The organism is Parasphingorhabdus sp. (genome assembly GCF_041748495.1).
Lineage (GTDB): Bacteria > Pseudomonadota > Alphaproteobacteria > Sphingomonadales > Sphingomonadaceae > Parasphingorhabdus.
This window is the reverse complement of sequence record NZ_JBGTDD010000025.1, coordinates 1-3,890: the sequence shown is the minus strand read 5'-3', so window position 1 is coordinate 3,890 and position 3,890 is coordinate 1. Positions and strand designations below refer to the sequence as shown.

At 57.9% G+C, this 3,890-nt stretch carries 3 protein-coding genes and 1 pseudogene; 1 reads left to right on the top strand and 3 read right to left on the bottom strand.

Annotation, left to right across the window (positions count from 1 at the left end):
• From gatB to gatC, 3 genes are all read right to left on the bottom strand, one after another.
• On the bottom strand, positions 1-1,463 hold a 1,463-nt coding region (gene gatB / locus ACEW8J_RS01945; protein ID WP_373489944.1), incomplete at its 3' end, for an Asp-tRNA(Asn)/Glu-tRNA(Gln) amidotransferase subunit GatB.
• A gap of 322 nt (positions 1,464-1,785) precedes the next feature.
• Positions 1,786-3,270 carry an Asp-tRNA(Asn)/Glu-tRNA(Gln) amidotransferase subunit GatA gene (gene gatA, locus ACEW8J_RS01940; protein WP_373489943.1) on the bottom strand — a complete coding sequence of 495 codons (1,485 nt, stop codon included), beginning with the start codon at positions 3,268-3,270 and terminating at the stop codon, positions 1,786-1,788.
• Positions 3,270-3,557, bottom strand: coding sequence for an Asp-tRNA(Asn)/Glu-tRNA(Gln) amidotransferase subunit GatC (gatC, locus tag ACEW8J_RS01935; protein ID WP_373489942.1), 288 nt, complete (start codon positions 3,555-3,557; stop codon positions 3,270-3,272). Before gatC ends, gatA begins: the two co-directional genes overlap by 1 nt.
• Positions 3,558-3,672: 115 nt before the next feature.
• Here gatC and ACEW8J_RS01930 point away from each other — a divergent pair.
• Positions 3,673-3,890 (top strand): annotated as a pseudogene (locus ACEW8J_RS01930) (hypothetical protein); the annotation flags it as partial.

Sequence of the window (3,890 nt, the reverse complement as noted above, 5' to 3'; positions counted from 1 at the left end):
TCATTCACCACCTGCGGATTGGCCTTGCCCTGCATGGCTTTCATCGTCTGGCCGACGAAGAAGCCGAACAGCTTGTCCTTGCCGTCGCGATATTGGGCGACCTTGTCCTCATTGGCGGCCATCACTTCGGCGATGACCTTCTCGATGGCTCCGGTATCCGATTCCTGGACCAGCCCCTGCTCCTCGACGATTTTTTTCGCGCCGTCACCGGTTTCGAGCATGATCTCGAAGACCTGCTTGGCGATCTTGCCGGAGATGGTGCCATCGGCGACCAGACTTAGCAATTCTGCAGCCTGTGCCGGGGAGACCGGACTATTCTCGATGCCGACACCCATGCGGTTGAGCGCACCGAACAGTTCCGAGGTCACCCAGTTGGCGGCGCTGCTGGCGATTTTTTCCGGTTCGTCGCTGATATCAAGCAACTGTTCGAACCACAAAGCGGTTTCATGCTCGGCGGTCAGCACTGCGGCATTATAAGGGCTAAGGCCGAGGACATTCTTGTAGCGGGCACGTTTTTCGTCGGGCAGTTCCGGCAGGCTGGCCTTGCAGTCGAAGATGAAATCATCGTCCAGTTCCAGCGGCAGCAGGTCGGGGTCCGGAAAATAGCGATAGTCGTGCGCATCTTCTTTCGAGCGCATCGACCGGGTCTCGTTCTTGTCCGGGTCAAACAGCCGGGTTTCCTGCACGACAGTGCCGCCGTCCTCGATCAGGTCGACCTGGCGCTGGGCCTCATATTCGATCACCTGCTGGATGAAGCGCATCGAATTGACATTCTTGGTCTCGGTGCGGGTGCCGAGCTCGCCGCCCGGCTTGCGCACGCTGACATTGACATCGGCGCGCATCGAGCCCTGTTCCATATTGCCGTCGCACGACCCGACATAGCGCAGGATCGAGCGCAGCTTGCGGACATAGGCCGCGGCTTCCTTGGGCGATGTCATGTCCGGCTTGGAGACGATCTCCATCAAAGCGACGCCGCAGCGATTGAGATCGACATAGGACATGGTCGGATGCTGGTCGTGCATCAGTTTGCCGGCATCCTGTTCGATATGGATGCGCTCGACACCAATCGCCTTGCCATGGGCATCGGGGTCTTTCTCGTTGAGCGAAATCTGGATCACGCCCTCGCCGACGATCGGATGGTAGAGCTGGGAAATCTGATAGCCCTGCGGCAGATCGGCATAGAAATAATTCTTGCGGTCGAAACGCGAATATTTGTTGATCTGGGCGTTGATCGCCAATCCTGTGCGCACCGCCTGACGGACACATTCGCCGTTGAGCGTCGGCAGCATGCCGGGCATCGCTGCGTCGACCAGGCTGACCTGTGTATTGGGTTCCGCGCCAAATTCGGTGGAAGCTCCGGAGAAGAGCTTCGATTCGGAGGTGATCTGGGCGTGGACCTCGAGGCCGATCACGACCTCCCACTCGCCGGTTCCGCCCTGGATACGATAGGTTGATTCAGTCATAGCCAACTACACTTCAAGTTATTTGTTTGAGCCATTCCGCTGTACACCAACGACGATTTTGCACTTTTTTGTCCGTCAAAAATGTGGATTACAACGACCTCATTCCAGGGAGATGTATTTCTAGGACTCATTTCCAGTTCCATACTGCAATATCGGTGATCCTTGGAAACAACTTTACCCACCCACCCCTTGTTGTAAATGTTCGAAGTTGGCCCGGATTCTTCGACTTTCGCTTCAAAAGTTCTTGCGAGTTTCTCAGTATCTCGTTCGAAAAAACCCCAGCCATCGATTGGTGTGATATCGACCTGTTGTGAATCAGCTCTCACCACCACTGCTCCGGTTTCGCAACAAAGCCGGCCCGTTCTTCGATTGCCAGGCCCGCATTGAACACGCTCTGTTCGTCCAATGCCTTGCCGATGATCTGCAATCCGAGCGGCAGCCCCTTGCCATCCAGTCCGGCCGGCACCGACATCGCCGGCAGCCCGGCCAGCGAACTGGGCACGGTGAAGACGTCGTTCAGATACATCGCCAACGGATCGTCGCTTTTCTCACCCAGGCCAAAGGCAGCACTCGGCGCGGTCGGGGTCAGCAGCAGGTCGCAGCTGTTCCAGGCCTTGTCGAAATCCTGCGATATCAGGGTCCGGACCTTCTGCGCCTGGGTATAATAGGCGTCATAATAGCCGGCCGAGAGCACATAGGTGCCGATCATGATCCGGCGCTTCACTTCCGGCCCGAATCCGGCTTCGCGGGTCGCAGCATACATGTCCTGCAGCCCTGCCCCGTCCGGCAGATCGCGCAGGCCATAGCGCACGCCATCATAGCGCGAAAGGTTGGACGAAGCTTCGGCGGGCGCGATGATATAATATGCCGGCAGAGCATATTTCGTGTGCGGCAGCGACACATCGACGATGGTCGCTCCGGCCTCTTTCAGCATCTCGATACCCTTTTGCCACAGCGCGTCGATTTCGGCCGGCATGTTTTCGACCCGATATTCCTTGGGAATACCGATTTTCTTGCCCGCCAGATTGCTATTGAGCGCCGCTTCCCAATCGGGGACGGGCAGATTGAGCGAGGTCGAATCCTTGGCATCAAAACCGGCCATGGCTTCAAGCATGATCGCGCAATCGCGTACATCATGGGCCATTGGCCCTGCCTGATCCAGCGAACTGGCGAAGGCGATCGTGCCCCAGCGCGAGCAGCGGCCATAGGTCGGCTTGAAACCGGTGATGCCGGTGAAGGCGGCGGGCTGGCGGATCGATCCGCCGGTGTCGGTGCCGGTCGCCGCAGGTGCGATGCGTCCCGACACAACAGCCGCGCTACCACCGGACGAGCCGCCGGGGGTCAGATCGCTGTTGCCGCCATCATTGCGCCGCCAGGGAGAAATCACATTGCCGAAGGCGCTGGTCTCGTTTGACGAGCCCATTGCGAATTGATCCATGTTGAGCTTGCCGAGCATGCCGGCGCCGGCCCGGAACAGGTTTGACGAGACGGTCGATTCATATTGCGGCACAAAGCCCTTCAAAATCCCGCTCGCCGCAGTGGTTTCGACGCCTTCGGTGCAGAACAGGTCCTTCATGCCAATTGGCACGCCGGCCATCCTGCCGAGCGTTTCGCCATTGGCCTTTGCCTGATCAGTGGCTTCCGCTGCTGCCAGCGCATGATCCGGTGTCTCGACCAGAAAGGCGTTGAGCGGCTTGGCTGCGGCGACCCGCGCAATGAATGTCTCCGCCACTTGCTTTGCAGTAAAATCGCCCGCGTCAATCCCGCTGCGGATTCCGGCGATGCCCAGTTCGAATATTTCGGTCATTATTCGATCACCTTGGGAACCGCGAAAAAGCCATGATCAGCCATTGGCGCGTTGGCCAATATCCTGTCGCGGATTTCGCCGTCGGTCACGACATCGTCGCGCAGCCGCAATTTGTTCGCAATCACCGCCGTCATCGGCTCGACCTTCGAGCAATCGACTTCGCCGAGCTGCTCGACCCAGCCCAATATCTGGTTGAGCTCTGGCACGAAGGCGTCCGCCTCGGCATCGGTGATCGCGATCCTCGAGAGGCTGGCGATCTTTTTGACGGTTTGCTTATCGATTGACATGACTCATTCTTTTTCAGTTCATCTTTTTTGGACTATTGTGTACCGAGCGCCGCTAGCACTGGCGCGGAGCGGCTTCAAGCGGATTGAAGCGGCAGCAATCTAGTTGGAGTATCATTTGGCCCGCAAGTTTCTCTATTTTGTCGCCGGTATGGTGATTCTGGTGATCGCCGGAGCGTTTGTTTTTCGTGTCTATGGCGACGCACTGATGGAAGTCGCCTTTGTGCCCGATACCGAATTCACGGCGCAGGAAGTGCTGGAAACCAATGTCTATGCCGATACCGGCATGTGGCTGGCGCGGCCCGAACTGGTCAAGGGCAATCCAGCGCTCTGGTT